This window comes from Pseudoalteromonas sp. NSLLW218, assembly GCF_015864775.1.
GTDB lineage: Bacteria > Pseudomonadota > Gammaproteobacteria > Enterobacterales > Alteromonadaceae > Pseudoalteromonas.
This window is the reverse complement of sequence record NZ_JADYWO010000008.1, coordinates 263,276-281,075: the sequence shown is the minus strand read 5'-3', so window position 1 is coordinate 281,075 and position 17,800 is coordinate 263,276. Positions and strand designations below refer to the sequence as shown.

Sequence of the window (17,800 nt, the reverse complement as noted above, 5' to 3'; positions counted from 1 at the left end):
TTTAATCCTTTTTCACTTCGCCGGTTTTTTTATTAATATGTAAATCAACGACGTGGCCGTCAGATTTGAGTATTCGTACGGTATAAAAATCTGTTTTTTCAGTGATCTTTAATGTCTTACCGCCAATTGTTTTCTTTGCGAGTATTACGGCTTTCTTTTTGTCCACCTCAGCATGAGATGCTTGGGTGGCGGTTGCTGCTTGACTAAAGTTAGCTAAGCTAACACAAGCAATAAAACCGAGGCTTAATAATACGCGCATAATGGAAAACTCCTAGACCAGACTCACTTAGTTTAATTAACTAAGTTACTAAAATTCAAGTAAAAACGGTAAATTCGTTTTTATCCTGATAATTTTAATTAAAATCCTGTGAACAAACCCTGAATTACAGTGCAACGCACGCTCTAGGGTTTAATACTTTTTAAGCAGGAAATACCTTTTTAAAAGGTTTAACAATTGTATTTTCATAGATGCCAGCGGCAACGTAAGGGTCTGCTGCTGCCCACTCTCGAGCTGCTTCAATTGATTCAAATTCAGCAACCACTAATGAACCGGTAAAACCTGCTTCTTGAGGATCTTCACTATCGACTGCCGGTAATGGACCGGCGGTAAGTAGACGGTTTTGTGAATCAAGCTCACTAAGGCGTGCTAAATGTGCCGGGCGTGCTGCTTTTCTAAGCTCTAAGCTGTTTTCAACGTCTGTTGAGTGAATCATGTACAACATAAGGAATCTCATAAAAATTGTTAAATTTGATTAACGCAATACTACCACAGCGTTGAAAATTGGTGAATTAAAAGCGTATTTACACAGGTTTACACTTCGATTTTATTTTTAAGCTGTAATTGCTTGAAAATCTCTGTGTAACACTGGTAGAGTCGCTGAAATATACAAAATAATAAAAAGGTTTTATGCATGAGCGAAAATAGAGAACGATTTAGTTCCCGCCTTGGGTTCATAATGGCAGCGGCCGGTTCAGCTGTTGGTATTGGTAATTTAGTTGGTTTTCCGGTTTCTGCTACTAAAAATGGTGGTGGCGCATTCTTATTAATTTACGCTTTATTTGTCATATTCATTTGTTTACCAGTCATGATGGCTGAAATGGCAATGGGTCGTAACGCTCAAAAAGATCCACTTGGTTCGTACAAACTATTATCTAATAACGATAAAAAATGGAAGTTAGCTGGGTTTTTTGCGGTGCTTACACCATTTATGATTGCTGTATTTTATATGGTGATTACGGTTTGGATCTTTGGTTATTTAACGCAAACAGGCCTCGGTAATTTAGATTTACTTGCAGATCCTGGCCACTTTGGTGTTTTTATTAATAGTTACACTGTGTTTGGTTATATGGCTGTTGTGGTTATTATCGTTAACTTAATTTTGTTAGGTGGTGTTAAACAAGGCATAGAAAAAGCCGCCAAATTTTTAATGCCCGCTTTATTAGTTATGCTACTAGCTCTAGTTACTTATGTATTAACGCTTGATAACGCAATGGCCGGTGTTAAATACTACATTATTCCTGATTTTTCTAAGATGAGTGCAAGTGTACTTAATGGCGCATTAAGCCAAGCGTTTTTCTCGCTATCGCTGGGTATGGGTATATTAATGACTTACGCGTCGTACATTTCTAAAAAAGATGACATTGTAAGCAGTGCTAAAATGGTCGCTATTACTGACTCACTCGTTGCGTTTGTAGCGGGGCTAATGGTGTTGCCAGCGATATTTAGCTTTGACCCAAATACAGACCCATCAGCACTTTCTGATTCGTCCGTATCAATGATTTTTGTATACCTACCTAAAATATTATTAGCACTGCAAAATGATATTGGTTATGTAGGTGCGTCTATTGTTGCGTTCTCATTCTTCTTATTAGTATTTTTTGCAGCGATTACTTCACTTGTTTCAATAGTGGAAGTCCCGACTGCAACACTAAGTGATCGTAAAGGTATTAGCCGTAAAAAAGCACTGGGCATCCTTACACTTTCAACCGGTGTACTTACTATTTTATGTACAATGTCGTTTGGTATGATTGACAGCCTTACATCTTTCACCAGTTATGGCGGTGTTAGTAAGAGCTTTTTTGATATTATTGTTGATGTATTTTACGACACAATTTTACCACTTAACGGCTTAATGGTGTGTTTGTTTGTAATGTACCGCTGGAAAAAAGCACGCTTAACACAAGAGCTAAGCTTAGGTTCGCCTAATTATGCGGGAAGCTTGATGGAAAAGTACGTTAACTTTTCACTTTCAACGTTTATTCCTGTCATTCTAGCTGTAATATTTATAAATACAGTGGCGACTAAGTTTTTTGATTTAAAAATATTTGGTTTTTAATAGGCCTCTTTAAAAGCTTATTGAATAATATAATGCCGCTCAGTTAAGCTTAGCGGCATTTTTTATAGGCGTTTTTTACAGGTATCTGGTCTAACTATTATACCAACCTGCATAAATCTTTGATCAATTTAACGAATTAAATTGCACTATAACGTCGTTAAAAATTTTTTATTTAGAACAACTAGATACAAAAATTTTTGCCTAGTTCTAGCATAATTTTCTTAACGTTAAATAGACCCCATATATAAGCAGATTGGTATTAAAGGGATTTAAAATGAATAAAATTATTATTGGGTTTGCTTTTGCTATTTCATCATTTGGCGCATTTGCACAAAGTACTGATGATTGGCCAGAAGGCGGTGCAATGCACACGGGCAATACTTATAATTTAGAGGGCAATAGATACAAAACTAAAATCAGTAAAATGATGGATGAGATCTACCCGCAACTAACTGATGATTACCAAGTAGATGCAGTTAAAGCGCAAATAAAAGCATGGGAGCAGTATATAGATGCTACATGTAACGTTGTTGGCATAGCAACGGGTGCCGGTGGCTCTTGGCCCTCAACGTATAGTGTTAAATGCGAAAGAAGCCTAAGTTATGATAGATACTTTGCGACTAAAAATGCGCTGAAGTGTGTTAATAGGTTGAGCAAAGAAGAGTTTGTAGGACGTAGCGAAAAGTTAAACTGTTTAATCCAAACTCTAAACATAAAAATATTTTAAATTAGAGTAGCGCTACAGCTAAATTATACAGTTAGCTGTAGCATGTTAGGCTTTATAACACCTCAATACTTTATAGCAACTCAATACTTACTGTTGCGCCTTTTTCGATATTGCCGCTTTGCGCAGGCACTACAATTAAGCAGTTAGCTTTACTAAGCGACGAAAGTACACCCGAGCCCTGTTTATTAAACGGGGCAACCACTAAGTCACCTTGCTCGTTAATTGTTGCTGTACCGCGTTGAAAGTCAGCTCTGCCAGGGCGCTTTTTAATAACGGATGTAGTAACCGCGTTAAATCGCATTTTAGGATTTACTTCACCAAGACCCGACAGCTTTTGCAGTGCAGGCTCTACTAACTGATTAAACGTAACAGCAGCCGACACAGGGTTACCTGGCAAGCCAAAAAAGTAACTGTTACTTAGTTTACCAAAGGCAAAAGGTTTGCCTGGTTTCATGGCTATTTTCCAAAAGTGAATTTCGCCAATTTCGTTGAGCACTTCTTTAGTAAAGTCGGCTTCTCCAACCGATACGCCGCCTGAGCTTATTACGGCATCGGCGAGTTCATTCGCTTTTAAAAATGCATTGGTGATGAGGTCTTTGTCATCAGGGATTATTCCTAAATCGATCACGTCGATATTTTTTTGTTGCAGCGCACTAATAATAACAGCGCGGTTGCTTTCAAAAATAGCGCCTTGCTTAAGAGGCTGACCAGGTTCTATTAGCTCATCGCCTGTAGAAAGCACGGCTATTTTTAGGGTTCTTACCACGTCTATATTGGCAATTCCTAAAGATGCAAGTAACCCCACATCAACGGCTTTTAATTTATCGCCTGCTTTTAAAATAACATCGTCTATTGCAATATCTTCACCAGCAAAACGTACGTTTTCATTTAGCTCTGGTTGCGCAGTAAACGTAATTTTATCGCCATCTACCGAGGCGTTTTCTTGCATTACAACGCCGTTAGCGCCTGGTGCAATGGCGGCGCCGGTCATTATTCTTACGCATTGCCCTGGGGTAAGCGTTCCTTCAAAAACTTGACCCGCAAACACGCTACCTACTTGTGTATAGGTTAAGCTTTTATCTGAAATACATAGCGCATAGCCATCCATTGCGGAGTTGTTATGAGCGGGTACGTTTATAGTTGATTTAACATCGCTTGCTAAAACGCGATCAACACTTTGCATTATAGTGATGGTTTCAACGTCTTTAACAGGCGTTATTGAGCCAAGTATATTTTGTATTGCAGTTTCAATTGGTAATAAACCGGGTGCATTGCAAACATCGTTCATATATATTGCTTACTTAAATCATTTTATTTTGAAACAATACTTATAATGTCAAAGCTTTACAATACATGGTTGGGTTATTTTTTGTGTATAGCATGCATGCTTTCGTGCAGCGTAAACGCAAAAGAAACGCTGCAAGTAGCCGTAGCGAGTAATTTTAAAACTGTATTGCAAACCCTACTAAAAAAATCCCCATTACCTAATGTTGACGTGAAAATATCAGCTGCTTCTAGCGGTGTTTTATATTCGCAAATAGTGCATGGCGCGCCATTTGATGTGTTTTTATCGGCTGACGATTTTCGACCGCAATCACTTATTAAAGAAGGTTATGCCGAGCAAAGCAGTTTAATCACTTACGCGTTAGGCGAACTTGCTTTGTGGCAACCAAAAGCTGAAAAAGTAAATGATAAAGTAGCTATTGCTAATCCGCGTTTTTCACCATACGGGCGTGCCTCAGAGCACTACGCTAATAACCATTTTAAAAAGCCAGTAAATTATGTGTATGGTAATAATATTACGCATGCGTTTCAGTTTGTGCAAAGTGGTAATGTAGGAGTAGGGCTGGTGGCTGTTTCATCACTAAAGGCGGCTTACAGTAACACGCAAGATCAAAAATATTTAGATTACACCGTGCTGCCTACAAATCAATATCCCGATATAATTCAACAAGGCGTTATTATTAGCTCGACTAAAAAGCGTGCTAGCGCTCAGCAGCTTATGCAATTTTTAATGGCAGAGGCTACGCAGCAGCAGTTAATTGAATTAGGTTACAGAATAAAGGACAACAATGCTTCAAAGTGATTTAACCGCGCTGTGGTTAACTATAAAACTTGCCTTTATAACCGCAGTACTCCTTCTTGTATTTTGTATTCCACTGGCTTACAAGCTCGCTGGCTATAACGGTAAATTTAAACCATTTTTAGAGGCATTAATTGCAATGCCTTTAGTGCTGCCGCCTACGTTGTTAGGGTTTTACTTACTTGTTTTATTTTCGCCTGATCACGCTTTTGGGCAGTTTTGGTTTTGGCTAACGGGTACACAGCTTGCGTTTAGTTTTCAGGGCGTGGTTATTGGCTCGCTTTTTTATTCACTGCCCTTTGTAATGCAGCCGCTTGTGGCTGGGTTTAAACATATTAATCAAACCTATAACGAAGCTGCCATTGCGCTTGGGTTAAGCCCTTTTAAACGCTTTGTGCATTTAATTATTCCGCTTTTAAAACCCAGTATTGGTAGCGCATTTGCTTTAGGCTTTGCGCACACATTGGGTGAGTTTGGTTTGGTATTAATGATTGGCGGTAATATTCAGGGGCAAACACAGGTGGTGTCTATTGCGCTTTATGACCATGTTGAATCGTTAAATTATACGGCGGCGCATCAGCTTTCACTTATTTTATTGGCGATTTCGTTTGCCTGTTTAGTGCTGTTATTTAAGTTTAATAAAAGCATTGTTGGGGTTAAGCAATAACATGATTAAGTTAAGCCTTTTTAAAGCACTCAATAATTTTGATTTAGATATAAACCTTAAGCTTGAGTCGTTTAATGTACTCGGTGTTTACGGGCCTTCTGGCTCGGGTAAGTCAACATTACTGCGTTGTATTAGTGGTTTAGAGCCTGCAAAAAGTGTTTATGTAAACAATCAACCAGTGCATGAGCTGCCAAGCGATAAACGCGGTATAACGCTTCAGTTGCAATCGTGCCCGTTGTTTCCTCATTTAGATGTGGCAGGTAATTTAGCGTTTACACAAAAACACTGCGGGAATAAGCAAACAAGCTTAACGCTAGAATACGTTGTTAAAACACTTGAATTACAAGACTTACTAAACCGTGATGTACAAAGCTTATCGGGCGGCGAACGCCAACGTGTAGTATTTGCACGCACTTTGCTTGCTGGTCAAAAATTTATAATGCTTGATGAGCCTTTTAGCGCGCTTGATTGGTCATTGCGTTTTAAAACACTCACTAAATTTAGCGAGATTGCAGTTAAGTTTAATATTAAATTTATAATAGTAAGTCACTCATTAAAAGAGCTGCTATTTTGCTGCGATACCCTTATTCAGCTTGATAAAGGTAAGGTGATAAACCAAGGTGCAAGTGCACACGTTGCAAAAGCTATTTATGCAAACGATAGGCAAACACCGCTGAGCTTAATTAATTACGATGTTGTTAAATTTGATGAAGACTACGGGCTATATCAACTGCAATTACAGCAAAGTGAGCAGCCGCTTTTTGTGCTTCCTGCACTTGTAGATAGCAGTAACAAGCTAATTATAGAAAGTGAGCAAATGTCGCTTAGTGCGTTAAAGCCTGAGCAAACAACGCACAGTAATGTTTTAAAGACGGTATTAACTCAGGCTGAGCTTATTAACAACAAGTGGCAGTTAACGCTTAATGTAGATGGGCAAACTTTGTATTGCTTGGCTTCAAGACGAGTGTGGGACAAAAACAACTTTAAAGTTGGCGATGTGCTTTATACAACAATCAGTAATCTAGAATAACTAAATGCTGCACACCGCACATTGACTGTTTTTAGCTATTTTAAAACGATTAAACTCCATGCTTAAACCATCCACCAGCAATAAGTGCTCGCTTAAGCCACTTGGCAAACCAGCAAGCATTTTTAGTGCTTCAGTAGCCTGAATACTGCCTATTAGCCCCACAATAGGAGAGAGCACACCGGATTCAGAGCAGCTTTGTGTTTGTTCACTAAAAAATTGCGATAAACAACCATAACAGTGGCTGTTTCCATCCATAGTAAAACACGCGACTTGTCCTTCCATTCGTATTGCAGAGCCTGACACTAGCGGAACTTTAGCTTTAAAACAGGCGCTATTAAGTGCATTACGCGTTGCTAGGTTATCTGAGCAATCAATTACTATATCAATGTTATTAAATAGCTGCTCTGTAGAGGTATTTGCATCAAAAAATGCCTCAATAGTATTTATGTTTATTTCACTATTAAGCGCGTTAAGCTGTTTTTTAGCAGCACTGCATTTTGAGCTACCAATGTCGCTTTCTTTATACAGTATTTGCCTTTGCAGGTTGGTCACGTCTATTTCATCGTTATCAACTAAGGTAAGCGTGCCAACGCCAGATGCCGCTAAGTATTGACCTACCGCACAACCAAGCCCACCCACACCAATAATTAAAGCATGCGATTGCCATAGTCGCTCTTGTCCGTCTATATCAAGCTGCGGGAGCATAATGTGCCGTGAATAGCGCAGTTGCTGCTGGTAAGTTAGCGGTGTTTTTTGCATTTTCAAACTTCTCATACTTTTTTTGAACAATACCAAGTTGTTAAATCCAAGAGCAAGTAGTAACGCTTTTTATTTGCACTCTAACAACCCAGAGCCCTTCACTCATATAGTGCAACTATAACGTATAAAAACAGCTGTTGCATGTAACCATATGAAATTTATAGTTTTTAATTAGTGGCTCAGTAATTGCTATATCGGGTTAACTTAAATTTAACAAAAATTGGGCTGCTACTCGTATAAAAGGGTGGGGCATTAATAAAACAATAATACGTTTACGAGGAAAATAAACATGCAACCGAGTTCTGGGTTTAACCTAATATCGTTTAGCGGAAAAATGAAAGTATTACATCTGAGTTGGATGGTCTTTTTTGTGTCATTTTTTGTATGGTTTAACCATGCTCCTTTATTAGGTGCCATAGCGGGTTCACTTGGTATTACCATGGCACAGGTTAAAACATTACTAATTTTAAATGTAGCGTTAACTATTCCAGCGCGTGTTGTGGTGGGTATGCTAACCGATAAATTTGGTCCCCGTATTGTTTACGCGGCACTACTTATTAGCTGTAGTATTCCATGTTTTATGTTTGCTATGGCAACTACATTTGAGCAAGCCGCAATAGCGCGTTTTGCTTTAGGCTTTATTGGTGCTGGCTTTGTTGTGGGGATTCGTATGGTGAGTGAATGGTTTCCTGCTAACGAGTTGGGTATAGCTGAAGGTATTTATGGCGGTTGGGGTAACTTTGGTTCAGCAGCTGCGGCTATGTTATTGCCAATTATTGCACTAATGTTTGGCGGCGAAGATGGCTGGCGTTATGCAGTAGGTTTAACCGGTGTATTAAGCGTTATATTTGGTGTTATTTGGTACTTAAATGTAACCGATACGCCAAAAGGCGGTACATACTTTAAGCCTAAAAAAGTAGGCGCAATGGAAGTTACCAGTAAAGGCGACTTTGTATTACTGCTTATTATGAAAATCCCTATGTACGGCGCATTAGCATTACTTACTTGGAAGCTTTCGCCAACCGGTGCTAACTTAATTTCGGCTAATTTTGTACTTGCTGTGTATGCTTTTTTAGTCCTACTTTATATTTACGAAGTGTATAAAACCTTTGACGTAAATGGTCATATTTTTAAAGAGCCTGTACCTGAGTCGCATCGTTATGAGTTTAAGCAAGTGGCTGTTTTAAATATTTTATATTTTACAACTTTTGGTTCTGAGCTTGCGGTTGTTTCTATGTTGCCGCTGTTTTTTATGGATGTGTTTGCGCTTGATATGGTGTATGCCGGTATTTTAGCCTCTGCTTATGCATTTATGAACTTAGCATCTCGCCCAGGTGGTGGTTGGATTTCAGATAAATTAGGTCGTCGTATAACACTTATCGTACTTACGATGGGTCTTGCTGTTGGTTATTTTGTAATGGGCTTGGTTGATGCATCGTGGCCTTTATGGCTTGCTGTAGTAGCTGCTATGGCATGTTCGTTCTTTGTGCAAGCCGGTGAAGGCGCCGTATTTGCGGCAGTACCACTAATTAAGCGTCGTTTAACTGGTCAAATTGCAGGTATGACAGGGGCTTACGGTAATGTAGGTGCGGTAGTTTACTTAACGGCATTGTCACTTGTTGATTATCAAACTTTCTTTTTCATTATTGCCGGTAGTGCATTACTTGGCCTAGCTGCACTATTTTTTATGAAAGAACCAGATGGCCATATTACCGAAGTAAATGAAGACGGCACCGTTGAACTTATTTCAGTGACTTAAGGCATTATTGACTATGTTTGATGAAACACACCAAGCTAAAGCGTTAAAAAATGAACTCAACGTTTCATTTGGCGGGCACAGCGCTAAAGGGTTAAAAGCAGAAAACCAAGATGCGTTTGCTGCTCTTAATACCAAAGCGCAAGAAAAAGAGTCTAAAGGCGTCATTGCCTGCTTAGCCGATGGGTGTTCATCAGCAAAAAATGCTAAACAAGCGTCTCAACTTTCGGTTACTCATTTTATAAATGAGTATTTAAATACCCCCGAAAGTTGGGCTGTTAAAAAGTCAGTGTCGAAGGTGCTAGCAAGTTTAAATCAGTGGCTGTATTCGCAATCGGTTAATTACAATCACTTAGGTCAGCGCCAAGCTGATTGGATGACGACTTTTACAGCGCTTATTTTAAAGTCGGCAACGGGTTATATATTTCACTTAGGTGATACGCGTATCACCCGCCTACGCGGGTCTAAAATAGAGGCGATAACACGGGATCACAAAGTAAACGATACGCTAACACGTGCGCTTGGCGCACAACTTCATCAAGAAATAGATGTATACGAAGTTGACCTAAAAGCAGACGATATTTATATATTAACCTGCGATGGCGTACACGATGTGCTCCCAAGTAGTGATATAGCTAAATTAATTAATGAGCACACTAATTTAGAAAATGCAGCTAAAGCAATTACCGAACTTGCATTAGCGCGAGGCAGTGACGACAACGTAAGTTGTTTACTGGTAAAAGTAGAAAACATTGCTGAGCAAAAACTAGATGAGCTTTATCATTCGCTAACTCGTCGCAAAATTCCACCAGCGCTTAATGTTGGGCAAAAAATTGATGACTACACGGTTATTCGTAAATTGCATGCCAGTAGTCGCTCGCATATTTATTTAGTGCAACAAGCGCCCGATATACCGCCAGTGGTTTTAAAAGCACCTTCGGTTAATTTTGAAGACGATGTGCACTACCTTCAAGGCTTTATAAGAGAAGGCTGGGTTGGACAACGCATAAACCACCTTAACGTGATGAAAGTACTGAGTACGCAATCGCAAAGTCGTTTTTTATATCATATTTGTGAGTACATGGACGGGCAAACACTGAGTGATTGGAAGCACGACGTGCCGCACCCAGAAATAACGCAAGTACGCAGTATTATTGAACAAATAGTACATGCACTAAGGGCGTTTCAGCGACTCGATATGGTACATCGCGATTTAAAACTCGATAACGTAATGATAGATGCGCACGGAAAAGTAACGCTAATAGATTACGGCACAGTAAGTGTTGCGGCTATGGACGAGTCGGTTAAACAAATTGCGGATGATTGCCCGCAAGGCACAGCCGACTACACCGCGCCCGAAACACTGATTACTATGCACGCCGATTTTAAAAGTGATTTGTTTTCACTTGGCGTTATTGCATACGAGTTATTGTGCTCAAAATTGCCTTACAAACCACTGCCACTTAACCACGTAGCGCCAAAAGATTATAGCCATTGGCACTACACAAGTATTCGTAAATACAGAGCCGATATTCCGTTTTGGTTAGATCAAGCCCTTATGAAGGCGCTTGCCCCTAAACCTGAGCTCAGATACCAAGCTTTTTCTGAGTTTATAAACGATATCAATAAACCTAACCCTTATTTAGAAAGTACCGCCAATAAAAGCTCAATACTAAAACGCGATCCAGTGATGGTTTGGAAATGTATTTCGCTGTGTTTATTTATTGCTTTGGTATGTGTATTAATAATTAAAACTTAGAGAACCAAAATGCTTAACTATAAGAACAACTTACCTATTATTTTTATACTGGGTTGCTTCACTGCGCCTTCAATAAGCCAAGCTTCGCAAACTGATCTTGATTTTAGACTGCGTTTTGAAAGCGCTGATCAAAACAATGCTTTAAAAGATGCAAGTGGCTTGACACTTAGAACCCGCTTAACGTATCAAACAGATGAGGTGAATGGTTTTTCAGCCCTTATTGAAGTAGAAGACATTCGCAGCCTATTGGGCGTAGATGATTACAACAATACGCTGGGTAAAAATACTAATTACTCTGTTATTGCAGACCCAGAAAACACTGAGATTGACCAAGGCTTTGTTAAATATGTACGCGATGGTTTATCGCTAAAAGTAGGGCGCCAAATAATAGCACTTGATGGGCAGCGTTTTGTTGGGCACGTAGGTTGGCGCCAAGACAGGCAAACCTTTGATGCAGCAACCGTTAATTACGCATTTAATAACATAGATTTACAATACAGTTATTTAAATAAGCGTAACCGCATATTTGCTGACGATAAAGACATTGAGTCGTCCGATCATCTAATTAATGCAAGCTTTAAAACAGACTACGGTAAAGTGGTTTTATACAGTTACTTATTAAGTGACGATGCACTACAAGACGACAGTTTAGACACTTATGGCGTTTCTTTTAACGGTAATAAAACTCTAAACGACATAAAATTTTATTACAAAGCGGAATATGCAACGCAGTCTGCCTCAACAAGCGTGAACGATTTTGATGCCGATTACTATGCACTTGAAGGCGCTGTTGATTTAAATGGGTTGGGTATAAAAACAGTAACATTAAAAGTCGGCATAGAGTCACTTGGCTCTGATAATGGCGAGTATGGGTTTGCAATACCGCTTGCTACTTTACATAAATTTAATGGTTGGGCCGATACGTTTTTAAATACACCATCACAAGGCTTGGACGACACTTATATTAGTTTAAACGGTAAAGCGTTTGACGGAAAATGGCTGGTGGCTTATCACAGTTTTGATGCTAATGAGCAATCAAATGGGGTTGACGATTTAGGCAGTGAGGTAAACGTACAATACGTTAAACCTATTAATAAAACCTATTCTGTCGGTGTTAAATACGCCGATTACTCAGCGGGGGATACTGCTGCTAATAAAGTCGATACTCAAAAATTATGGGTATGGATGAGTGCTAAATTTTAACCCTCACTATCTTCTAATATCCTCTTGTAATTTATAGCGACACAAGATGGTGCAATTGCACCATCTTGTGGGGATTTACGCTTTCCACCTCTGCACCAAAGTAGGCAACTTACTGATATTAAATGCTTATATATTTGGCTTGCATATTGCTATAACAATCTTATAACAAATAATTCGATTTCAATTTTAGTCAATTACTAAAGTAGATATCACTTTGAGGTGGGTAAATGCTAAGCAAGCAGCGTGTTGTAGTGGTAGGAAACGGAATGGTGGGGCATCATTTTGTGCAGCAGCTAGTTTCTCAAAATCAAGCTGATGAACAATTTGAAATTACGGTACTGAGCGGTGAAGACCGTTTAGCGTATGACCGAGTGCAACTATCTTCCTTTTTTAAAGGTAAAACCGCAGACGACCTCGCACTTACATGCAGTAAAACCTATGACGATTGGCAAGTGTGCTTTCATACTCATTCTAAAGTGGTTGATATAAATCGTGATGCGCAAACAGTAACAACCGCTAAAGGGGAGTTGTTTGAATACGACAAGCTTGTGCTTGCTACAGGTTCATTTCCATTTGTACCTCCTATACCGGGTAAAGATCGTGAGCATTGCCTTGTTTATCGCACCATTAATGATTTACACGCAATAAAAAACTCAGCCCACGGTAGTAAAGTAGGCGTGGTAATTGGTGGCGGTTTACTGGGGCTTGAGGCTGCAAACGCATTAAAGCAACTAGGTTTACAGACTCACGTAATAGAATTTGCACCGCAACTTATGGGCGTACAAGTTGATGCGGGGGGCGGTCGGTTACTAAAAAACAAAATTACAGATTTAGGCGTTACTGTGCATACATCGGTAGCAACCGAGAAAATAGTAGAAGGTGAAAGTTGCCGTTATAAAATGTGTTTTAAAGGCGGTAAAACCCTTGAAACCGACATGATTGTATTTTCTGCGGGTATTCGCCCTTATGATAATTTAGCCCGCGAGTTTAATTTAGAGATAGGTGAGCGCGGCGGTATTGTAATTAATAACCACTGCCAAACGAGTGACAAAAACATATACGCGATTGGTGAATGTGCATTGTGGAATAATTTTATTTTTGGCTTAGTGGCACCCGGTTACTCTATGGCTAAAATAGCAGTTGGGCATATTTTACAAGATACACAGCAAGGTACTTTGCAAAGTACTGGCTTAGACAATAAAGCCGATGAATTTAGCGGTGCCGATATGAGCACCAAGCTTAAATTAATGGGTGTTGAAGTAGGCTCTATTGGCGATGCGCATGCAAGAAGCGAAGGCGCAATAAGCTATTATTTTGAAGATCAACCCAATGGTATTTATAAAAAAGTAGTCACTAATTCACAAAGTAATAAGCTGATTGGCGCCGTACTTGTTGGCGATACCAGCGATTACGATAATTTACTGCAATATCATTTAAACGACATTGAACTTACCACCGCCCCCGAAGCGCTCATTATGCCCCTTGCTGGCGACATAGCAGAGCTAAGCGCCGATGACTTGCCTGATGACGCTATTATTTGCGCTTGTCATAAAGTAACTAAACACACCATTGAACAAACAGTCGCTAAAGGCTGCATAGATTTGGCAAGTGTGCAGCAAAGCACCAAAGCCAGTACAGGTTGTGGAGGGTGTGAAAAACTCGTTCAAAACGTAATAAACAGCGCACTCGCAAAAGCTAGTAACACCATTAACGTAGTTACCCTTAATGAGTCTGTAAAGCAACCTGCATAAATTAAAACGTACTAATTAAAGCACACTAAAAGAGAGCAGTAGCATGACAACCGCAAACACGTCACCAACTATAAATAAAACCAGTTTAAAACAAACAACATGTGCTTACTGTGGTGTAGGGTGTGGTGTTGATATTTCAATTTTTAATAATGTGCCAACCAAGCTTGAAGGCATGCGAGAGCATCCCGCAAACTTTGGTCGCTTATGTGTAAAAGGCACGCATTTGCTCGACACGACAGGCAGTGATAATCGCTTAACGACGCCTCTCATTAATAACCAAGCCGTTACGTGGGATGAAGCCACCGACCATGTTGCCAATAAATTTAACGATATAATACAAAAGCACGGACCCGATGCTGTGGCTTTTTATGTGTCGGGGCAATTACTTACTGAAGATTACTACATCGCGAATAAATTAATGAAAGGCTACATAGGCTCAGGCAATATTGATACAAATTCGCGCCTGTGTATGTCATCTGCTGTGGCAGGTTATAAACGCGCTTTTGGTGAAGACGTAGTGCCGTGTACTTACGAGGATTTAGAGCAAACTGAGCTGCTTATTTTAATTGGCTCTAATGCCGCGTGGACTCATCCGGTTTTGTATCAGCGAATGGAACGTGCAAAGCAGCTTAACCCAAATATGAAAGTGGTGGTTATTGATCCGCGTAAAACCGACACCGCTGAGCTTGCCGACACATTTTTAAATATAAAACCAGGCAGTGACGCCGCGCTTTATAACGGTTTGCTTAATTATTTAAATGAGCATAACCACCTCGATACGCAATTTATTGCTCATCATACAAACGGCTTTGAAAGCGCACTGCAAGAGGCAACAAAATGGAGCTGCGAGGCAGTTAGCGACTTTTGCGATATAGCAATTGAGCAAGTCACTGAGTTTTATGCGCTATTTGCTAAAAGCCCAAGTGCGATTAGCTTTTACTCAATGGGGATAAACCAATCAAGCTCGGGTGTAGATAAATGCAACGCCATTATTAATGCGCATTTAGCCTCAGGTAAATTACTTAAGCCAGGTAGCGGTCCGTTTTCGATTACTGGGCAACCCAATGCGATGGGCGGGCGCGAAGTAGGTGGTTTGGCTAATCAGTTAGCGGCGCATTTAGATATTGAAAACGAAGCGCATCAATCACTTGTGCAACGCTTTTGGCTCTCGCCAACTATTGCTAAAAAAGCAGGCAGCAATGCCATTGATATGTTTGATGAAATAGCCGCAGGCAAAATAAAAGCAGTGTGGATAATGGCAACAAACCCAATGGTGAGCTTGCCTAATAACGCCGCTATTAAAAAGGCATTAGAGACCTGCGAGCTGGTGGTTGTATCTGACTGTATTGCAAAAAGTGATACGTTAAAATTCGCCGATGTTGCCTTTCCATCAACCGGATGGGGCGAAAAAAACGGCACAGTAACCAACTCAGAGCGCAGAATATCAAGACAGCGCCCGTTAGTAGCGCCTTATTCGGGAGCTAAAAATGATTGGCAAATTATGTGCGAAGTCGCTAAAAAAATGGGCTTTGAAGGATTTGATTTTATAGACCCAAGTGGCATTTTTGAAGAATGGGCACAGTTAACCGACTTTGAAAATAATGGCAGCCGATTGTTAAACCTTTCTGGTTTAGTTGGGCTCACAAAAAGCCAGTACGATAACTTAAAACCCATTATGTGGCCGGTTGTTAAAAATCAGACTTATAAAAATGGTCAAGTTTTTACAGATAATCAATTTAGCACCGCTGATAAAAAAGCACGCTTTATACCTATAACGCCGCAATTACCGGTGCAACAAACATCAAGTAAATATCCCTTTGTTATGAACTCAGGGCGTATACGCGACCAATGGCATACCATGAGCCGCACCGGTAAAAGTACTGCGCTTTCATCGCATATTACACGCCCGTATATTGAAATTAATCCGCTTGATGCAAAAAAATTAGCAATTAAACAAAACGATTTAATTAGTGCAATTGCCCAAACAGGGCAGGTTACCGCGCATGCAAAAGTAACCGATGCCGTGCGAAAAGGCGAATGCTTTATGCCTATTCATTGGAACAAGCAATTTGCGTCATCCGCTACAGTAAGTGAGTTGTATCAATCGGTAGTTGACCCTCTATCTGGTCAGGCTGAGTGTAAACATGGCGCCGTTAATATAGTTAAAGCACCGTTTGAGCAATATATGCAGCTGTTTACTAAAAACGAACTTGTTATAAACAGTGATTTTTGGCTCAAAGTTAATGCAAGTAATTGCTTTAATTACCAATTGGCGCTTAATGAGGCACAAAGTGATTTACTGTATTTCTGCCAAACCTTAACCGGTTTACAAGGGCAGTGGTCGGCTATGAATACGGCAAAAGCCATGCATGTGCAGTGTATTCAAAACGATCAATTAGCGTTTGTTGGTGTTATTTCTAATGAGCAAAAAGAAATATCACTTGAGTGGATAAACCATTTATTTGCAGAGCCATTACTGACTTTTACCCAATTACAGTCTTTGCTTTATGCAACCCCCGATGAAGAATTTACCCAAGGCATGCAAGTGTGTAGCTGCTTTAAAGTAAGAGAGCAGCCGATTATAAACGCCATTAAAAACGGTGCAAACACCGTCGAGCAATTGGGGTCTGAACTTAAATGTGGGACGAACTGTGGTTCGTGTAAAACACAATTAAGCCAATTAATAAAACAACATTACAAAGCAGGTTCTAGCAGCATTAATGTTGCGGTTGTAATGTAAAGAAAAAAGGAAGCATATGCTTAATGATCAATTTGGTCGGCAGTTTAACTATTTGCGCCTTTCAATAACCGATGTATGTAATTTTAGTTGTAGTTATTGTTTACCAAACGGGTATCAGTGCGATACGCCGCGTAATTTTTTAAATAAAAACGAAATTAGCATGCTTGTAAATGCGTTTGCAGAACTAGGTACTAAAAAAGTGCGTATTACAGGTGGCGAACCGTGCTTGCGAAACGACGTAACCGATATTATAAAACTCTGTAAAAATACGCCTGGCATAGAAAAAGTAGCCATTACTACCAACGGGTTTAATTTATTAAAGAAAATTGATGAATTTGCAGAAGCAGGGCTAGATGCACTTAATGTCAGTATTGATAGTTTAAATCCGAGTATGTTTAAACTCATAACAGGGCACGACAAACTTAACCTTATTTTAAAAGGGATTGAACGCGCGGTAGAGCTGGGCATAAAAGATATAAAAATAAATGCAGTGCTTGCCAAGCAGTTTAATAAAAACCAATTGAAGGATTTTTTAGCATGGGTAAAACACCACAAAGTTACGGTGCGCTTTATAGAATTAATGGAAACCGGTGACGGCGCAACCTTTTTTGAAGAAAATCATTTAAGTGGGCAAACGGTTAAAGCACAATTACTCGACCAAGATTGGCTACAAGTCGTTAGGGGGAAATTAAATGGACCCGCCGAGGAATTTTGTCATCCTGATTACGATGGTCGTATTGGTTTAATAATGCCGTACAGTAAAGATTTTTGTAAAAGTTGTAATCGCTTAAGGGTGTCGGCGCTGGGTAAATTACACTTATGCTTGTTTGCCGAGCAAGGTATAGATTTACGCGAGCTACTCAACGAGGATGATACTGCAGCGACAGTAAAGGCTATTCGAGCTGCTATGGGCAATAAAGAAATAAGCCATGAGCTAGATAAGCGCTTAACAGGTGCGACAACTCACTTAGCCATGTTGGGCGGCTAAT

The 17,800-nt window shown here is 39.8% G+C and carries 15 protein-coding genes; 11 read left to right on the top strand and 4 right to left on the bottom strand.

Annotation, left to right across the window (positions count from 1 at the left end):
• Position 1 precedes the first annotated feature (1 nt).
• Both I6E80_RS14370 and I6E80_RS14365 read right to left on the bottom strand, forming a co-directional pair.
• Positions 2 to 259, bottom strand: coding sequence for a PepSY domain-containing protein (locus I6E80_RS14370; protein ID WP_024594903.1), 258 nt, complete (start codon positions 257 to 259; stop codon positions 2 to 4).
• Positions 260 to 419: 160 nt separating this feature from the next.
• Complete coding sequence (locus I6E80_RS14365; RefSeq protein WP_024599115.1) at positions 420 to 722, bottom strand: YciI family protein; 303 nt, start codon at positions 720 to 722, stop codon at positions 420 to 422.
• A gap of 189 nt (positions 723 to 911) precedes the next feature.
• Here I6E80_RS14365 and I6E80_RS14360 point away from each other — a divergent pair, with 189 nt between their 5' ends.
• Both I6E80_RS14360 and I6E80_RS14355 read left to right on the top strand, forming a co-directional pair.
• The gene (locus I6E80_RS14360; protein WP_024599116.1) at positions 912 to 2,336 is read left to right on the top strand and encodes a sodium-dependent transporter; all 1,425 of its coding nucleotides are present in this window, start codon (positions 912 to 914) and stop codon (positions 2,334 to 2,336) included.
• Positions 2,337 to 2,610: 274 nt separating this feature from the next.
• Positions 2,611 to 3,063: a hypothetical protein gene (locus I6E80_RS14355; RefSeq protein WP_024599117.1), complete on the top strand. Its 453-nt coding sequence runs from the start codon at positions 2,611 to 2,613 to the stop codon at positions 3,061 to 3,063.
• Positions 3,064 to 3,133: 70 nt separating this feature from the next.
• On the opposite strand, the gene glp is transcribed toward I6E80_RS14355, so the two are convergent.
• Complete coding sequence (glp, locus tag I6E80_RS14350; protein ID WP_197185834.1) at positions 3,134 to 4,351, bottom strand: gephyrin-like molybdotransferase Glp; 1,218 nt, start codon at positions 4,349 to 4,351, stop codon at positions 3,134 to 3,136.
• 45 nt (positions 4,352 to 4,396) lie between these two features.
• Between glp and modA the strand changes: the two genes are divergently transcribed.
• The 3 genes from modA to I6E80_RS14335 are packed head-to-tail and all read left to right on the top strand — an operon-like array spanning position 4,397 to position 6,843.
• Positions 4,397 to 5,149 carry a molybdate ABC transporter substrate-binding protein gene (gene modA / locus I6E80_RS14345; protein WP_197185833.1) on the top strand — a complete coding sequence of 251 codons (753 nt, stop codon included), beginning with the start codon at positions 4,397 to 4,399 and terminating at the stop codon, positions 5,147 to 5,149.
• On the top strand, positions 5,136 to 5,813 hold the full coding sequence (modB, locus tag I6E80_RS14340; RefSeq protein ID WP_002959821.1) for a molybdate ABC transporter permease subunit: 678 nt from the start codon (positions 5,136 to 5,138) through the stop codon (positions 5,811 to 5,813). Before modA ends, modB begins: the two co-directional genes overlap by 14 nt.
• Before the next feature lies 1 nt (position 5,814).
• Positions 5,815 to 6,843, top strand: coding sequence for an ATP-binding cassette domain-containing protein (locus I6E80_RS14335; RefSeq protein ID WP_197185832.1), 1,029 nt, complete (start codon positions 5,815 to 5,817; stop codon positions 6,841 to 6,843).
• Here I6E80_RS14335 and I6E80_RS14330 read toward each other — a convergent pair whose 3' ends face one another.
• The gene (locus tag I6E80_RS14330) at positions 6,844 to 7,602 is read right to left on the bottom strand and encodes a molybdopterin-synthase adenylyltransferase MoeB (protein ID WP_197185831.1); all 759 of its coding nucleotides are present in this window, start codon (positions 7,600 to 7,602) and stop codon (positions 6,844 to 6,846) included. It abuts the gene before it with no gap.
• A 289-nt stretch (positions 7,603 to 7,891) separates the two neighbouring features.
• On the opposite strand from I6E80_RS14330, the gene I6E80_RS14325 reads away from it, so the two are divergent.
• The 6 genes from I6E80_RS14325 (at position 7,892) to moaA (ending at position 17,799) form a co-directional block, all read left to right on the top strand.
• Complete coding sequence (locus I6E80_RS14325; protein ID WP_010552543.1) at positions 7,892 to 9,361, top strand: NarK family nitrate/nitrite MFS transporter; 1,470 nt, start codon at positions 7,892 to 7,894, stop codon at positions 9,359 to 9,361.
• A 13-nt stretch (positions 9,362 to 9,374) separates the two neighbouring features.
• The gene (locus I6E80_RS14320; RefSeq protein ID WP_197185830.1) at positions 9,375 to 11,117 is read left to right on the top strand and encodes a bifunctional protein-serine/threonine kinase/phosphatase; all 1,743 of its coding nucleotides are present in this window, start codon (positions 9,375 to 9,377) and stop codon (positions 11,115 to 11,117) included.
• Positions 11,118 to 11,126: 9 nt separating this feature from the next.
• On the top strand, positions 11,127 to 12,320 hold the full coding sequence (locus I6E80_RS14315) for an alginate export family protein (protein ID WP_197185829.1): 1,194 nt from the start codon (positions 11,127 to 11,129) through the stop codon (positions 12,318 to 12,320).
• A 227-nt stretch (positions 12,321 to 12,547) separates the two neighbouring features.
• On the top strand, positions 12,548 to 14,071 hold the full coding sequence (locus tag I6E80_RS14310) for an FAD-dependent oxidoreductase (protein ID WP_197185828.1): 1,524 nt from the start codon (positions 12,548 to 12,550) through the stop codon (positions 14,069 to 14,071).
• A 43-nt stretch (positions 14,072 to 14,114) separates the two neighbouring features.
• Positions 14,115 to 16,811, top strand: a complete 2,697-nt coding sequence (locus I6E80_RS14305) for a nitrate reductase (RefSeq protein WP_197185827.1) — start codon at positions 14,115 to 14,117, stop codon at positions 16,809 to 16,811.
• A gap of 16 nt (positions 16,812 to 16,827) precedes the next feature.
• Complete coding sequence (gene moaA / locus I6E80_RS14300) at positions 16,828 to 17,799, top strand: GTP 3',8-cyclase MoaA (protein ID WP_170070748.1); 972 nt, start codon at positions 16,828 to 16,830, stop codon at positions 17,797 to 17,799.
• The last annotated feature ends 1 nt before the right edge of the window (position 17,800 follow it).

What these genes read in the sequence shown, in the direction of transcription:
- I6E80_RS14370 (WP_024594903.1), bottom strand. Translation starts at nt 259, where the DNA reads ATGCGCGTATTATTAAGCCTCGGTTTTATTGCTTGTGTTAGCTTAGCT.
- I6E80_RS14365 (WP_024599115.1), bottom strand. Translation starts at nt 722, where the DNA reads ATGTTGTACATGATTCACTCAACAGACGTTGAAAACAGCTTAGAGCTT.
- I6E80_RS14360 (WP_024599116.1), top strand. Translation starts at nt 912, where the DNA reads ATGAGCGAAAATAGAGAACGATTTAGTTCCCGCCTTGGGTTCATAATG.
- I6E80_RS14355 (WP_024599117.1), top strand. Translation starts at nt 2,611, where the DNA reads ATGAATAAAATTATTATTGGGTTTGCTTTTGCTATTTCATCATTTGGC.
- glp (WP_197185834.1), bottom strand. Translation starts at nt 4,351, where the DNA reads ATGAACGATGTTTGCAATGCACCCGGTTTATTACCAATTGAAACTGCA.
- modA (WP_197185833.1), top strand. Translation starts at nt 4,397, where the DNA reads ATGTCAAAGCTTTACAATACATGGTTGGGTTATTTTTTGTGTATAGCA.
- modB (WP_002959821.1), top strand. Translation starts at nt 5,136, where the DNA reads ATGCTTCAAAGTGATTTAACCGCGCTGTGGTTAACTATAAAACTTGCC.
- I6E80_RS14335 (WP_197185832.1), top strand. Translation starts at nt 5,815, where the DNA reads ATGATTAAGTTAAGCCTTTTTAAAGCACTCAATAATTTTGATTTAGAT.
- I6E80_RS14330 (WP_197185831.1), bottom strand. Translation starts at nt 7,602, where the DNA reads ATGCAAAAAACACCGCTAACTTACCAGCAGCAACTGCGCTATTCACGG.
- I6E80_RS14325 (WP_010552543.1), top strand. Translation starts at nt 7,892, where the DNA reads ATGCAACCGAGTTCTGGGTTTAACCTAATATCGTTTAGCGGAAAAATG.
- I6E80_RS14320 (WP_197185830.1), top strand. Translation starts at nt 9,375, where the DNA reads ATGTTTGATGAAACACACCAAGCTAAAGCGTTAAAAAATGAACTCAAC.
- I6E80_RS14315 (WP_197185829.1), top strand. Translation starts at nt 11,127, where the DNA reads ATGCTTAACTATAAGAACAACTTACCTATTATTTTTATACTGGGTTGC.
- I6E80_RS14310 (WP_197185828.1), top strand. Translation starts at nt 12,548, where the DNA reads ATGCTAAGCAAGCAGCGTGTTGTAGTGGTAGGAAACGGAATGGTGGGG.
- I6E80_RS14305 (WP_197185827.1), top strand. Translation starts at nt 14,115, where the DNA reads ATGACAACCGCAAACACGTCACCAACTATAAATAAAACCAGTTTAAAA.
- moaA (WP_170070748.1), top strand. Translation starts at nt 16,828, where the DNA reads ATGCTTAATGATCAATTTGGTCGGCAGTTTAACTATTTGCGCCTTTCA.